We start from the raw sequence: 14,590 nt of genomic DNA on the forward strand, positions 1-14,590 counted from the left end.
CAGGACGGTCATACAAAACAAATATTGACATTTCAATCATTCCGCAAAGATAATTGCATTCATCCGGCCCGAGGAGGCCGCATATCCGAGGATCAGCAGAATGAAGAAGACGCTCCGCCTTGGCCTCATCGGGTCGGGTTTCATGGGCAAGACGCATGTGTTCGGCTTTGCCGCCGCCGCGCGGGTGTTCGACCTGCCTTACGAGGTGGAACTGACCGCCATCGCCGACGTGACTATGGCGCAGGCCGAGGCCGCCCGCGCCGCGCTCGGCTTCCAGCGCGCCACCGACGACTGGCGCAGCCTCGTCGCCGATCCCGAGATCGACCTCATCGACATCACCGCGCCGAACGCGCTGCACAAGGAGATGGCTCTTGCCGCCATCGCCGCGGGCAAGCACGTCTATTGCGAAAAGCCGCTCGCTCCACTTTCCGCCGATGCGCGCGAGATGGCGGAGGCGGCCGAGAAGGCAGGCATCAAGACGCAGGTCGGCTTCAACTATCTGTGCAATCCCATGCTCGCCCTTGCGAAGGAGATGATCGCCGGCGGCGAGCTCGGCGAGATCCGCGGCTATCGCGGCCTCCATGCCGAGGACTACATGGCCGATGCCGGCGCGCCCTTCACCTTCCGGCACGATCCGGCGGGCGGCGGGGCGCTCGCCGATATCGGCAGCCATGCGCTGGCCACCGCCGAATATCTGCTCGGCCCGATCACCCGCGTCATGGGCGATTGCGTGACGATGATCCCGCAGCGGCCGGACGGCAGGGGCGGCACGCGCCCGGTCGAGACCGACGATGTCGGCCGCGCCTTCCTGCGCTTCGCGAACGGTGCGAGCGGCTCCGTCGAGGGCAACTGGATCGCCACCGGTCGCAAGATGCAGCACGATTTCGAGGTCTACGGCACGAAGGGCGCGCTCGCCTTCTCGCAGGAGCATTTCAACGAGCTGCATTTCTATTCGACGGCGGATGCCAGGGGCCGGCAGGGGTTCCGCCGCATCGAAGCGGGGCCGGACCATGTGCCCTATGGCCGCTTCTGCGTGGCGCCCGGCCACCAGCTCGGCTTCAACGACCTGAAGGCCATCGAGGTCGCCTTCTATCTGGAGGCGATCGCCGGCCTTCGGCCCGAGCCGTTCAATTTCCGCGCGGGCCTGCGCATCCAGACATTGGTCGAGACGATCCACAAGTCCGCCCGCGCCGGAAGCTGGCTTGAAGTCGATGGCTGAAGCGACGAAGGGGAGGGGAAATCGATGAAGAGTATCGGAATTGGTGTCATCGGGGCCGGGGTGATGGGCGCGGAGCATGCGCGCCTTATCGCCCGCGAGGTCTCCGGCGCACATCTTGCCGCCGTCGCCGACGCGGACCCGGCGCGGGCCGAGGCGGCGGCGCATGGCGGCCGGGCGATGGCGGACCCCGAGGCCCTCATCGCCGATCCTTCGGTCGAGGCCGTGCTGATCGCCTCGCCGGATGCCACGCACCAGCGGCTGGTGCTGGCGGCGATTACCGCCGGCAAGCCGGTGCTCTGCGAAAAGCCGCTCGCCGCCAGCACGCAGGAGTGCCTGGAGATCGTCGCGGCCGAGGCGCGCGCCGGCCGCCCGCTGGTGCAGACCGGCTTCATGCGCCGGTTCGATCCCGCCTATCGCGAGATGAAGGCGGCCATCGACGGCGGCGCGCTCGGGGGCGTGCGGATCCTCCATTGCCAGCACCGCAATCTCGCCGCGCCCGCCTGGTTCACCGGCGCGATGGCCGTCACCAATTCGCTGGTGCACGAGATCGATGTCTGCCGCTGGCTGCTGTCGACGGAATACAGCGCCGTCACCGTCATCCCGTCTCCCGAGGGCGATCCCGCGCTCTTCGTCTTCGAGACGGAGGCCGGTAGCATCGTTTCCGTCGAGGTCTTCATGAACGCTGCCTATGGCTACCATGTCCATGCGGAAGCCGTCTGCGCGAAGGGCACGGTCGGCATGGCGCATCCCGCACCGATCCGCACCCGCCGCGACGGCGCGGAGGAAGGAGCGTTCCCGGAAAACTGGATCCCGCGCTTCCGCGATGCCTACCGCATCCAGGACCAGGCCTGGGTCGACGGCATCCGCGCCGGCACGCCGCCCGCGGATGGCTCGACTGCCTGGGACGGCCTCGTCGCCACCTGCCTCGCCGACCAGATCGTCGCCGCGATGGAAACGCGCCGGCGCACCCCGCTCACGCTGCCCGAAAAGCCGCGCTGAACGGGCCGCCCGGCGCACGGTGCGTTGCGGATTGCTCTTGACTTGCAATAATAATTGCTATTCTTCTGATCATGGAAATATGGGTGCGGATGCGGCCTCCGGGCCGCGACCCGCATGGAGGAGATGACATGTACGGCTCATACGGTTTGTTCATTGACGGCGCCTGGTCAGGGCCGGCAAAGGGGGCTTCCACCGAGATCACCGATCCCGGCAACGGCGCGGTGCTGGGCACGGTGCCCGCCGCGAGCGTCGAGGATACGGAGCGCGCCATATCGGTCGCGAACCGCGCCTTCCGGAGCTGGAAGGCGACGCCCGCCTGGACGCGCGCCGACCTCCTGCACAAGGCCGCCGATGTCATGGCCGCCCGGGCGGCGGAAGCGGCCCGCCAGATCACGCTGGAGACCGGCAAGCCGCTCGCCCAGTCGGGCCGCGAATGGGGCCTCGCCGTCGACCAGTTTCGCTGGTACGCCGAGGAAGCCCGTCGCATCTATGGGCGGATCGTCGAGAGCCGCGCGCCGGGCGGCCGGCTGGAGGTGTCGCACGAGCCGGTCGGCGTCGTCGCGGCCTTCACGGCCTGGAATTTCCCGGCGGCGCTGATCGCCCGCAAGGTCGCACCCGCCCTTGCCGCAGGCTGCTCGGTTATCGTGCGGCCTTCCGTCGAGGTGCCGGGCGTGGCGATGATCCTGTTCGACTGCCTGCGCGAGGCGGGCCTTCCGGCCGGCGTCGCCAATCTCCTCACCGGCCCGACCGCCAATACCTACAAGCCGATCATGGCCTCGCCCGTGGTGCGCAAGGTCTCGCTGACCGGCTCCACCCGCGTCGGCCAGCAGATGATCCGCGACAGCGCCGAGACGGTGAAGCGCGTCAGCATGGAACTCGGCGGCAATGCGCCGATGATCGTCTTCGACGATGCCGATCTCGACAGGGCGCTCGATCTCGCCGTGCCGACGAAGTACGCCAATGCCGGCCAGGTCTGCGTCACGCCGGACCGCTTCTACGTGCACGAGGCGCTGCACGACCGTTTCGCCGAGGGCTTTGCCGCCCGCGCCCGGGCGCTGAAGCTCGGCCATGGCCTCGACGAGGCGACGCAGATGGGGCCGCTCATCAACGAGCGCCGCATCGCCGCCATCGAGGAGATCGTCGCCGATGCGCGCGACCGGGGCGGAAAGATCCTTGCCGGCGGTCGCCGCCCGGCGGAGATGAATGCCGGCTTCTACTTCGAACCGACCGTCATCACCGGCCTTCCCGACGACGCCAAGGCCATCGCCGAGGAGAATTTCGGCCCCATCGCCGCGATAACGCCCTTCTCGAAGGTGGACGAGGTCTTCGAGCGCGCCAATGCCTCGGAAATGGGCCTTTCGGCCTATGTCTTCACCCGCGATGCGGGCCGCGCCCGCGAGGCGGCGGCGCGGCTGGAGGCCGGCATGGTCGGCGTGAACAGCTTTGCGCTGGCGGCGGCCGAGGCGCCCTTCGGCGGCATCAAGGCGAGCGGCATGGGCCGCGAGGGCGGCACCGAGGGCATCCTCGACTATTCCAACGTCAAGCTCGCGCAGATGACGGTCTGAGGGAGGCATCCATGATCAGGAACGGTGTCAAGCAGCGCTGGGCGGAAGGCAGGCCGGTGCTCAACGGCTGGCTCTCCATCGCCAATTCCTTCAGCGCGGAGATCATGGCCGCGCAGGGCTACGACAGCGTCACCATCGACATGCAGCACGGCATCGTCGGCTATGACGGCGCGGTGCCGATGCTGCAAGCGATGCGGGCGAGCGGCGTGACGCCGCTGGTGCGCGTGCCCTGGCTCGATCCCGCCGACATCATGAAGGCGCTGGATGCCGGGGCCTACGGCGTCATCTGCCCGATGATCAACACCCGCGCCGAGGCCGAGCGGCTGGTCTCCTATGTGCGCTATCCGCCCGCCGGCGTGCGCAGCTTCGGCCCGAGCCGGGCGCTCTTTTCCGCTGGCCCGGGCTATGCGGCGGAAGCCGACGACGAGATCATCTGCCTCGCCATGATCGAGACGGCGCAGGCCTATGAGAACCTTGAGGATATCCTCGCAACCCCCGGCCTCGACGGCGTCTATATCGGCCCCGCCGACCTGACGCTCGGGTTGCAGGGCAAGAAATATGCGCCCGGCTTCGACCGCCGCGAGCCCGAGATGATCGAGGCGATCAAGACTATCCTCCACGCCGCCCACAAGGCGGGCAAGCGCGCCGCGCTGCATAACGGCACGCCGGACTATGCCGCCGAGGCGGTGAGCTGGGGCTTCGATTTCGTGACCGTTTCCAACGACGTGCGCCTGCTTGCCGGCGCAGCCGAATCCAGCGTTCGAAAGTTCAGAGATCTGACGCAGGAAGTCGTTCCGGCAAACAAGATCGACACGGGAGGATACTGAATGCCGAGGGTTCTCGTCGCGGGCAAGATCCACGCCGACGGCCTCGCCGTCCTTCATGCCGCGCCCGGGGTGACGGTGGATTATGTCGAGGAGGTCTCGGCGGCGAGCTACGAGCCGTTCCTGCCGGCCGCCGATGCGCTGCTCATCCGCACCCAGCCGTTGCCGGCCGCCTTCGTGGAGAAGGCGCCCCGGCTCGGCATCGTCTCCCGCCATGGCGTCGGCTACGATTCCGTCGATGTCGCGGCGCTGAATGCCCGGGGCATTCCGCTCGCCGTCGTCGGCGACGTCAATTCGCGCGCCGTCGCCGAGCATGCCGTCATGCTGATGCTGGCGGCGGCGCGGCGCACCGTGCTCTTCGACCGCAAGATGCGCGCCGGCGACTGGAACTACCGCAACAGCCTCGATGCGGACGAGCTCGACGGGGGCACGCTCCTCATCGTCGGTTTCGGGCGCATCGGCCGGCGGCTGGCGCAGATCGCGGCGGCGCTCGGCATGTCGGTCATCGCCTATGACAGGTTCCAGGACGCCGCCGAGATCGCGGCGGCGGGCGTCACCCCGGTCGGCGACCTCATGGACGGGCTGAAGCGCGCCGATGTCGTCTCGCTGCATGTGCCGAAGTCCGGCGCCGAACCGCTGATCGGCGCGGCGGAGCTTGCCGCCATGAAGCGCTCGGCCGTCCTCGTCAACACGGCGCGCGGCGGATTGATCGACGAGGCGGCGCTGCTTGCCGCGCTGAACGAGGGCCGCCTTGCCGCCGCCGGCCTCGACGTGTTCGACGCCGAGCCGCCGGCCGCGGGCGACCCGATGCTCGCCTGCGAGCGCGTCGTGCTCTCGCCGCACAATGCGGGCCTGACGGAAGCCTGCGCGCGCCGCATGGCGATTTCGGCGGCGACGAACATCGTCGACTATTTCAAGGGCACGCTCGATCCGGCGCTGGTCGTCAACCGCTCCAAGATCGCCGCACAGCGCCTTTCGGCCGTCGGGGCCTGACCATGGCGCTCCTGACCTTCCGCCAGATCGAGAAATCCTACGGCGTCGTGCCGGTCCTCAAGGGCATCGAGCTTGGCATCGAGCCGGGCGAGGTTCTCGCCCTCGTCGGGGAGAACGGCGCCGGCAAGTCGACGCTCATGCGCATCGCCGCCGGCCTTGCCGCCCCTTCGGCCGGCACCATGCTGCTCGACGGCGCGCCCGCGCCTACGACGCTGCACGAGGCCGAGCGCGCCGGCATCGTCATGGTGCACCAGGAATTCTGCCTCGCCCCGCACCTGACGGTGGCGGAGAACGTCTTCCTCGGCCGCGAGCTGACGCGCGGCCTCTTCACCGACCGCAAGGCGATGGAGGTGAAGGCGCGTGCGCTTCTCGCCGAACTCGGCTCGGCTGCCCCCGTCAGGGCGCGGCTTCGCGATCTGCCGGTCTCCGACTGGCAGATGATCGAGCTTGCGAAAGCCTTCGCCCGCCAGCCGAAGCTCATCCTGATGGACGAGCCGACCGCCGTCCTCTCCGCAACCGAGGCCGGCAATCTCTTTACCCGCATCCGCGCCTTCCGTAAGAGCGGCGGCTCGGTGATCTTCACCTCGCACCGCCTCGACGAGGTCAAGGCCATCGCCGACCGCGTCGCGGTGCTGCGCGACGGACAGATCGTGCGGGTGGAGAAGACGAGTGCCATTTCCGAGAACGAGATGGCCGAGGCCATGGTCGGCCGGCCGCTGGCGGAGATCTATCCGCCCCGCCGCGGCGCTGCGCCGCGCAAGACGTTCCTCAGCGTTGCCGGCCTGTCCGCGCCGGGCGTCGTCGAGGATGCCTCGCTTGATATCCGCGAAGGCGAGGTTCTCGGCATCTCCGGCCTCGTCGGTTCGGGACGCACGGAACTCTTCGAGGCGTTGCTCGGCCTTCGCCCGGCGAAATGCCGCTCCTTCGTGCTGCGCGGCAGGGAACGCCGGCTGCCGGCGGCGCGCGAGGCCTGGGCGCTGAAGCTCGCCTACCTGACGGAAGACCGCAAGGGCAAGGGCCTGCTGCTCGGCAAGCCGCTCGACCAGAACGTCGCGCTGACGAGAGGCGCCATCGCCGGGGCCGCATGGATCGACCGGCGGGCCGAGCGGCGCGATCTGGAGGCGGCGGTCGAACGCTACGACATCCGCGCCGGCCGGCTCGACGTGACGGCGGGCGCGCTCAGCGGCGGCAACCAGCAGAAGGTGCTGATCGCCAAGACGCTCGGCGTCGAGCCGGACCTCGTCGTCTTCGACGAGCCGACGCGCGGCGTCGACATCGGCGCCAAGCAGCAGATCTACGAGATCATCGCGGGGCTCGCCGCCGAGGGCAAGGCGATCGTCGTCATCTCCTCGGAAATGCAGGAGATCGTCGGCCTTTCCGACCGGGTGCTCGTCATGCGCCGCGGGCGCATCGCCGGCGAGCTTTCGGGCGAGGCCATCAGCGAGAACGACATCATCCGATTTGCCATGGGCCTTGAAGAGGCAAGTCCACAGGAGGAGGCAAGCCATTGACTGACATGACCGCAACGACCGCGGGCGTCGCCGCTGCGTCGCCCGGGCGCTCCCTCGTGCGCCTTCTGGAGGCCGCCGGCCCGCTCCTCGCCCTCATCCTCTTGATGATCGTCGGCTCGCTGATGAGCGACAGCTTCCTCGGCGCGGAGAACCTTTCCAACGTCTTCACCCGCAGCGCCATCATCGGCATCATCGCGGTCGGGGCCACCTTCGTCATCACGGCGGGCGGGCTCGACCTTTCCGTCGGCTCGCTCTCGGCGCTCGTCGCGGGCATGACGATCATGTTCATGAACGCGGCCGCCGCCACGCTCGGCGATGGCTGGCTGCTCGTTGCCGCCGGCATCGCCTTCTCGCTCGCCATCGGCGCCTTCGCGGGCTTCATCAACGGCTTCATGATCGTCAAGGGCCGGGTGGAGGCCTTCATCGTCACGCTCGGCGCCATGGGCATCTTCCGCTCGGTCATCACGTGGCTCGCGGACGGCGGCTCGATCTCGCTCGACTTCTCGCTGCGCGATGCGGCCCGGCCGATCTACTACGGCCAGGTCCTCGGCATCGCCGTGCCGATCATCGTGCTTGCGGTCATCGCCGTCATCGGCGAGCTGACGCTGCGGCGCATGCGCTTCGGCCGGCATGTCGCGGCCATCGGCTCGAACCGGCACGTCGCCTTCTATTCGGCGATCCCCGTCAGCCGCGTGCGCATCCTCACCTATGTCATCCAGGGCCTCTGCGTCGCCGTCGCCACGGTCATCTACGTGCCGCGCCTCGGCGCGGCCACGCCCTCGACGGGCCTCATGTGGGAGCTGGAGGCGATCGCCGCGGTCATCATCGGCGGCACGGCGCTTTCCGGCGGCTTCGGGCGCATCTGGGGCACCATCGTCGGCGTGCTGATCCTCGGTTTCATCAGCAACATCCTCAACCTCACGGGCTTCATCAGCCCCTATCTCAACGGCGCATTCCAGGGCGCGATCATCATCATCGCCGTCCTCCTGCAGCGCGACCGCGCGCAGGGCTGACGCCACGATCTTTTTCACTTCAACAGGGAGACGAGTGAATGTTCAACAGACTGAAAACCTTCATCGCCGCGGGTGCGGTCGCCGTCGCGGGCCTTGCCTCGCCGGCGCTTGCCGCCGATGCCGTGATCGGCATTTCCATTCCGGCCGCCACGCACGGCTGGACGGGCGGCCTCAACTACCACACCAAGCGCACCATCGACCGGATGAAGGAAGCCTTCCCGAACATCGATTTCGTGCTGGCGACATCGTCGAGCGCCACCCAGCAGGTCAACGACATCGAGGACCTGATGGCGCGCAACATCAACGCGCTCGTCGTGCTGCCCTTCGAGTCCGACCCGCTGACCGAGCCGGTCAAGGCCGCCAAGGCCAAGGGCGTCTTCATCGCCACCGTCGACCGCGGCCTTGCGGAAGAGGGCATCGAGGACCTCTATGTCGGCGGCGACAACCCGCAATACGGCAAGGCGGCAGCCGAATACTTCAAGAAGAAGTTCCCCGACGGCGGCAAGATCGTCGTGATGCGCGGCATCCCGACGGCCATCGACAATATCCGCATCGAGGCCTTCAACGAGGCGCTGAAGGGCACCAAGATCGAGGTGCTCGACATGCAGTACGCCAACTGGAACCCGGACAAGGGTTTTGAAGTCATGCAGGATTATCTCCAGCGCTTCCCGCAGATCGACGGCGTCTGGGCCGGCGACGACGACGCGGCGCTCGGCGCCATCGAGGCGATCAAGCAGGCCGACCGCAAGAATGTCGCCGTGCTCGGCGGCTCGGGCATGAACAAGGTCATCAAGCTGGTGCAAGACGGCCACGACATGGTCGATGCCGACATCTTCTACCCGCCGACCCTGATCATCCCGGCTATCGAGCTCGTCACGATGAAATACGCGACCCAGGCCCCGATCAACGGCCGCTACGTGCTCGGCAGCCCCCTGATCACCAAGGACAACGCCGCGGAATACTACTTCCCCGACGCGCCTTACTGACCGGGGTGGGGCGTCGCCCTTCATCCGGCCTGCCGGCCACCTTCTCCCCGCAAGCCGGGGAGAAGGAGATATGCCGGACCGTTTTCCGCATCAACGACCGTTGGTGGGGCCAGTCCCTCTCCCCGCTTGCGGGGAGAGGGTTAGGGTGAGGGGCAACCGCGCATGAACGGCCGCCTTCTTCGAGCCGGTAGGCCGAAGCCACGCCCGCACCGCCCGCAGGCCGAACGTTGCAGACTTTGCTTTTATGCAATACTGCACATGAAACCGGTGCCGGAGCCCTCCGGCCGGCAAGAGGATATTCGGGAGTAGGCGTATGCCGAGGGTAAAGCAGTCCGACCAGCCGCCGCCGAAGACGGCGAATTACGAGACCTTCGTCAACCTCGTCACGCAAGCCTATCCGAACCTTTCCGACCGCTTCCAGCAGGTCGCCCGCTTCGTCACGCAGAATCCGAACATCGTCGCCATGCAGTCGATCAATGCGATTGCCGAACAGTGCGGCGCCCATCCTTCCATCCTCGTGCGCTTCGCGCAGCATTTCGGCTTTTCCGGCTTCAAGCAGCTCCAGTCGGTGTTCCAGAGCCGGCTTTCGACGGCGGCGCCCGGCTATCGCGAGCGCATCAGCGCGCTCGATGTCGACCTCGAGAAGACCAAGCGCAAGGGCAATCTCGGCTTCCTGCACGATCTCGTGGTACGCGACATCGCGACCCTGCAGGAGCTTCTCAACACCACGACGGAAGAGAACCTGACGCGGACGGCCCGCACGCTGAAGAACGCCGACACGATCTTCATCGCCGGCCAGCTCCGCTCCGAGCCCATCGCCAAGTTCCTGCGCTACGTGCTCTCCATGCTGCAATGCCGCGTCATCCTGCTCGATCCGGCCGGCGGGCTCGCCTCGGAGATGGCGAAGGTCATGGGCAAGAAGGACGTGCTCGTCGCCATCGCCTTCCGGCACTATGCGAAGGAGGTGGTGACCATCGCCGATGTCGCGGCGGAGAACGGCACGCCCATTGTGGCGATCACCGACAGCCAGCTCTCGCCGCTCGCCAAGAATGCCACGGTGCTCTTCACCATCCCCGAGGACGAATATTCCTTCTCGCGCTCGCTCGCCGCGCCCATGTGCCTGACGCAGGCCATCGCCGTCGCGCTCGCCGCGCTGTTGCAGGAGGACAAGAAGGGCTCGCCCGAAATCCCGACGGTCACGGGCAAGCAGCGGCGCAAGGGCTGAGGGGACGCCTCAGCCTGTGATCTCCGCGACGTTGACGAAGCGCCCCTCGGCGCGCGAGCGGATGGCGGCCTCGGCCAGAACCAGCGCCTTCTCGCCGTCGTCGAAGGTGACGTCCGGCGTGCGGTTCTCCGCGACGCAGCGCAGGAAGGATTGCAGGCCGAGCTCGAAGGCCTCGACATAGCGCTCGATGAAGAAGTCGAGATAGGGTTCGCCCGCGCCGGTCGAGGACGCATTGAAGCGCTCGACCTGATGGGCGCGGCGGTTGCCGGAGATCAGCATGCCCTTCGAGCCGAACAGCTCGACGCGCTGGTCGTAGCCATAGGCGGCGGCGCGGGAGTTGTTGATGTGGCAGAGCCTGCCGCTCGCGGTGCGCATGACGATCATCGTGGAATCGACGTCGTTCAGTTCCGCGAGCGTCGGATCGACCAGCGCGCTGCCGGTGGCGAAGACCTCGACCGGCTCCTCGCCCAGCATGAAGCGGGCAAGGTCGAAGTCGTGGATCGTCATGTCGCGGAAGATGCCGCCGGAGACCTTGAGATAGTCGCGCGGGGCAAGGCCGGGATCGCGCGAGGTGATGATGACCTGCTGGAGGTCGCCGATCTCGCCCGCCCGGGCGGCATCGCGGGCGGCGCGGTGGCCGGGATCGAAGCGGCGGTTGAAGCCGATCTGCACGGGGCGCGTAAAGCCGGCGAGCGCCTTGCGGCAGGCGACGACGCGGGCAAGCGAGAGGTCGATGGGCTTTTCGCAGAACACCGCCTTGCCGGCCCTGGCGGAGGCCTCGATGAGGTCGGCATGGGTCGGCGTCGAGGTGGCGATCAGCACGGCGTCGGCAAGCGTGATGGCTTCCTCCGCGCTTGCGGCGACGGTGCAGCCGTGGCGGCGGCCCGTCTCCTCGGCGGCCGCGGTCACGGGGTCGTAGACCGCGGCCAGTTCCGCGCCCTCGGCGCGCACGATGGTTGCCGCATGCATCTTGCCGATGCGTCCGCAGCCGAGCAGTGCAATCCTCGTCATCGGTTCTCCTCCGTTTGCAAAATTCGTTGCGTTTTTGATATTCTCTCAATATTAATTCTGCAAGCCCGTTTTCGGGCAGAGGAGACGAGGGAGGCGATCATGGCAGGAAATTCGGACAAGGCGGCGTTTCCGCAGGCGGAGCGGCGCTTGCGGCTGGGTGTCGTCGGCGGCGGGCAGGGCAGTTTCATCGGCAAGGTGCATGCACGCGGCGCGCGGCTTTCCAACCGCTGGGACGTGGTGGCGGGGGCGCTGTCGTCGCGCCCGCAGGTGGCGAAGGAATCGGGCCGCGAATGGCTGTTCGACGAGGACCGCGCCTATACCGACTACCGCGTGATGGCTGAGCGCGAGGCGGCGCGACCGGACGGCATCGATGCCGTCGCCATCGCCACGCCGAACAATTCGCACCACGCCATCGCTGTCGCCTTCATGGAAAAGGGCTTCGACGTCATCAGCGACAAGCCGCTGACGACGACGCTTAACGACGCGCTCGACCTCGTGCACCGGCAGAAGGAGACGGGCCTCGTCTTCGCCGTCACCTATGCCTATGCCTCCTCCGCCATGGTGCGGCAGGCGCGGCAGATGATCCGCGAGGGCGCGCTCGGGACGCTCAAGCAGGTCCATGTCGAATATTTCCAGGAATGGGCGCTGACGCCGCCGAAGGATGGCGGGGCGGGCGCGCAATGGCGCGTCGATCCCGCCATCGTCGGCCCCACCTTCACGACGGGCGATATCGGCACCCATTGCCACCATCTCGGCGCCTTCGTCTGCGGCCGGCCGGTGACGTCGGTGCGGGCGGAATTCCACACGCTCGGCCCGGAAAAGCCGCTGGAGGACACCGCCTTCATGCATGTGCGCTACGAGGGCGACATTCCCGGCACGATCATGATCTCGCAGGTCGCGCCCGGCGCCCATTGCGGCCTGCGCATCCGCGCCTTCGGCGACAAGGCGAGTCTCGAATGGAACCAGGAGGAGCCGGAAGTGCTGCATTTCCGCCGCTTCGGCGAGCCGGCCCGCCTGCTGACGCGCGGCGAGGGCGCGGGCATCGGCATCCATGCCGCCCGCTTCGTGCACATGCCGCGCGGCCATCCCGAGGCGCTGAGCGACGCCTGGGGCAACCTCTACGAGGAATTCGCCATCGCCGTCGAGGCGCGCCGGCTCGGCCGGACGCTGCCAGAGGGGCTGCTGGACTATCCGACGGTGACGGACGGCGCGCTCGGCGTTAAATTCATCGAGGCCGCGCTGGCGTCCAGCCAATCCGGCGACTGGGCGGATTGCCGGCTTCCGGCGTGAATTGCAACTAGTATTGCAAAATAAATTCGTATGAAATAAAAGTTTCTCGATAGGAGCCGGCGCCGGAAGGCCGGCTCAGGGAGGTTTACCATGTCCACCATCCGCCTGACCATGGCGCAAGCCCTGGTGCGTTATCTCTGCAACCAGTTCACCGAGATCGACGGCAAGCGCGAGCCGCTGTTTCCCGGCGTCTTCGCCATTTTTGGCCACGGCAACGTTACCTGCCTTTCCGAGGCGCTGGAAGCCGTGAAGGATACGCTGCCGACCTGGCGCGGCCAGAACGAGCAGTCGATGGCGCTCGCCGCCATCGGCTTCGCCAAGGCGACGCGCCGCCGCCAGATCATGGTGGCGACCAGCTCCATCGGCCCCGGCGCGCTGAACATGGTGACGGCGGCGGGCGTGGCGCATACCAACCGCCTGCCGGTGCTGCTTCTGGCTGGCGACAGCTTCGTCAACCGCCGGCCCGACCCGGTCATGCAGCAGGTCGAGCATTTCGGCAATCCGACGATCACCGTCAATGACGCCTTCAAGGCCGTGACGCGCTACTGGGACCGCATCACCCATCCCGAGCAGATCATCGCCTCGCTGCCGCAGGCGCTCGCCGTCATGCTGGACCCGGCCGATTGCGGCCCGGCCTTCATCGGCTTGCCGCAGGACGTGCAGGAGATCGCCTGGGACTATCCGGAAAGCTTCTTCGCCCCGACCGTCCACAAGGCCCCGCGCCCGCGGCCGGACCGCGACAGCCTCGCCGAGGCCGTTCGCGTGCTGAAGGCGGCCAAGCGTCCGCTGATCATCTCCGGCGGCGGCGTGCGCTATTCCGGCGCCGAGGCGGCGCTCGCGGCCTTCGCGGAAAAGCACGGCATCCCGCTCTGCGAGACCATTGCCGGCAAGGGCACCGTCACCCATGACCATCCGGCTCATGTCGGCCCCATCGGCATCGTCGGCTCGACCTCGGCCAATGCGCTGGCCGGCGAGGCCGACGTGGTGCTGGCCGTCGGCACGCGCCTCATGGACTTCACCACCGGCTCGTGGACGGCGTTTTCGCCGGATGCCCGCTTCGTCTCGATCAATGCGGCGCGCTGGGATGCGAACAAGCACCGCGCCGTCGCCGTCGTCGGCGACGCGCTGGAGACGGTGAGCGAGCTCGAAGCCGCCATCGGCGACTACAGGGCGGATGCCGGCTGGACGGAAAAGGGCCGGCAGGAATTCGCCAAGTGGAACGCGGCGCTCGACGGCTACCAGAAGCCGACCAACGCGCCGGTGCCGACCTATGCCCAGGTCGTCGGCATCGTCAATTCCAAAGCGAGGGAGCGCGACCTCCTCATCACCGCCGCCGGCGGCCTGCCGGGCGAGGTGATGAAGAACTGGCGCGTCAAGGCGCCGAACACCTTCGACTGCGAGTTCGGCTTCTCCTGCATGGGCTACGAGATCGCCGCCGGCTGGGGCGCGGCCATGGCCGACCCGACCCGCACGCCCATCGTGATGATCGGCGACGGCACCTACATGATGATGAATTCGGATATCTACTCGACCGTGCTGTCCGGCCACAAGATGATCCTCATCGTCTGCGACAACGGCGGCTATGCCGTCATCAACCGCCTGCAGAACGCCAAGGGCACGCCGGGCTTCAACAACCTGATCAAGGATTGCCGCGTCAAGGAACCCTTCGCCGTCGACTTCGCCAAGCATGCCGAGGCGATGGGCGCGCTGACGCGCCATGTCGAGAGCCTTGCCGATCTCGGCGATGCGGTCGAATGGGCGCAGACCACCGACCGCACCACGGTCATCACCATCGTCTCCGACGCCTTCGCCTGGACGCCGGGCGATGCCTGGTGGGATGTCGGCGTGCCGCAGGTGAGCACACGGTCCGAAGTCAACGCCGCCGCCGCCGACCAGCAGGCCGGCCGCAGGAAGCAGCGCGTCGGCGTCTGACGCCGACATGGCCGCCGGCGAA

At 67.6% G+C, this 14,590-nt stretch carries 12 protein-coding genes; 11 read left to right on the forward strand and 1 reads right to left on the reverse strand.

Annotated elements, in window-relative coordinates; all coding sequences use genetic code 11:
- The first annotated feature begins 100 nt into the window (after positions 1-100).
- The 9 genes from ACZ1A1_RS02630 (at position 101) to ACZ1A1_RS02670 (ending at position 10,335) form a co-directional block, all read left to right on the forward strand.
- Positions 101-1,219, forward strand: a complete 1,119-nt coding sequence (locus tag ACZ1A1_RS02630) for a Gfo/Idh/MocA family protein (RefSeq protein ID WP_463618643.1) — start codon at positions 101-103, stop codon at positions 1,217-1,219.
- Positions 1,220-1,243: 24 nt separating this feature from the next.
- Positions 1,244-2,218, forward strand: coding sequence for a Gfo/Idh/MocA family protein (locus ACZ1A1_RS02635; RefSeq protein ID WP_463618644.1), 975 nt, complete (start codon positions 1,244-1,246; stop codon positions 2,216-2,218).
- Positions 2,219-2,346: 128 nt separating this feature from the next.
- Entirely contained in the window at positions 2,347-3,783 is a 1,437-nt protein-coding gene (locus ACZ1A1_RS02640; RefSeq protein ID WP_463618645.1) for an NAD-dependent succinate-semialdehyde dehydrogenase, read from the forward strand.
- An 11-nt stretch (positions 3,784-3,794) separates the two neighbouring features.
- Positions 3,795-4,610 (forward strand): HpcH/HpaI aldolase family protein, encoded by an 816-nt coding sequence (locus ACZ1A1_RS02645; RefSeq protein ID WP_463618646.1) that lies wholly within the window; start codon positions 3,795-3,797, stop codon positions 4,608-4,610.
- Positions 4,611-5,600 carry a hydroxyacid dehydrogenase gene (locus ACZ1A1_RS02650; protein WP_463618647.1) on the forward strand — a complete coding sequence of 330 codons (990 nt, stop codon included), beginning with the start codon at positions 4,611-4,613 and terminating at the stop codon, positions 5,598-5,600.
- A gap of 2 nt (positions 5,601-5,602) precedes the next feature.
- Positions 5,603-7,111, forward strand: coding sequence for a sugar ABC transporter ATP-binding protein (locus ACZ1A1_RS02655; RefSeq protein WP_463618648.1), 1,509 nt, complete (start codon positions 5,603-5,605; stop codon positions 7,109-7,111).
- A 5-nt stretch (positions 7,112-7,116) separates the two neighbouring features.
- Complete coding sequence (locus tag ACZ1A1_RS02660) at positions 7,117-8,124, forward strand: ABC transporter permease (protein WP_424549158.1); 1,008 nt, start codon at positions 7,117-7,119, stop codon at positions 8,122-8,124.
- 38 nt (positions 8,125-8,162) lie between these two features.
- Positions 8,163-9,110, forward strand: a complete 948-nt coding sequence (locus ACZ1A1_RS02665; protein ID WP_318913009.1) for a substrate-binding domain-containing protein — start codon at positions 8,163-8,165, stop codon at positions 9,108-9,110.
- 313 nt (positions 9,111-9,423) lie between these two features.
- Positions 9,424-10,335, forward strand: coding sequence for a MurR/RpiR family transcriptional regulator (locus tag ACZ1A1_RS02670; RefSeq protein WP_119255241.1), 912 nt, complete (start codon positions 9,424-9,426; stop codon positions 10,333-10,335).
- 9 nt (positions 10,336-10,344) lie between these two features.
- Here the strand turns inward: ACZ1A1_RS02670 and iolG are convergent, their stop codons facing one another.
- Complete coding sequence (gene iolG / locus ACZ1A1_RS02675; protein ID WP_463618649.1) at positions 10,345-11,346, reverse strand: inositol 2-dehydrogenase; 1,002 nt, start codon at positions 11,344-11,346, stop codon at positions 10,345-10,347.
- Positions 11,347-11,445: 99 nt separating this feature from the next.
- Here iolG and ACZ1A1_RS02680 point away from each other — a divergent pair, with 99 nt between their 5' ends.
- A complete protein-coding gene (locus tag ACZ1A1_RS02680; RefSeq protein ID WP_463618650.1) occupies positions 11,446-12,636 on the forward strand; it encodes a Gfo/Idh/MocA family protein in 1,191 nt (396 codons plus the stop codon).
- Between the two features lie 90 nt (positions 12,637-12,726).
- A complete protein-coding gene (gene iolD, locus ACZ1A1_RS02685) occupies positions 12,727-14,568 on the forward strand; it encodes a 3D-(3,5/4)-trihydroxycyclohexane-1,2-dione acylhydrolase (decyclizing) (protein WP_463618651.1) in 1,842 nt (613 codons plus the stop codon).
- Positions 14,569-14,590: the final 22 nt, after the last annotated feature.

The organism is Shinella sp. R2-11 (assembly GCF_055330205.1).